Source organism: Mesorhizobium sp. M2E.F.Ca.ET.209.01.1.1, assembly GCF_004010375.2.
Classification (GTDB): domain Bacteria; phylum Pseudomonadota; class Alphaproteobacteria; order Rhizobiales; family Rhizobiaceae; genus Mesorhizobium.
The window spans coordinates 1-285 of the sequence record NZ_SADP02001266.1 but is presented as its reverse complement, the minus strand read 5'-3'; the positions used below and the strand labels follow the sequence as shown (position 1 = coordinate 285).

Below are 285 nucleotides of genomic sequence, written 5' to 3'. Positions count from 1 at the left end.
GCGACGCACGCCCCAGGGCTCGTCGGCGGGGCCGTATTGGATGGCGAAGCCGGCGGCCTTCATGGTGTCGAGCGCCGCATCGACATCGTCGACTTCGATCGACAGGTCCGGCACCGGCGTGCCGGACCCGCCTTGCGCCATGAAGCTGACCTGCACTTGCATGCTTTCATCGGAGCCGTAAGTGGCAATCCAGCCCTGATCCATGAGGATACCGAGGGCCAAGCACCTCCTGGTAGAAGCGCTTTGCGGCAGCGGCGTCCGGCGTTTCGATGTTGGCGACAATGC

The 285-nt window shown here is 64.9% G+C and carries 1 pseudogene; it reads right to left on the bottom strand.

Going from position 1 to position 285, the window contains the following annotated elements:
* A pseudogene (locus EN852_RS40010) lies at positions 1-283 on the bottom strand (VOC family protein); the annotation flags it as partial.
* Positions 284-285: the final 2 nt, after the last annotated feature.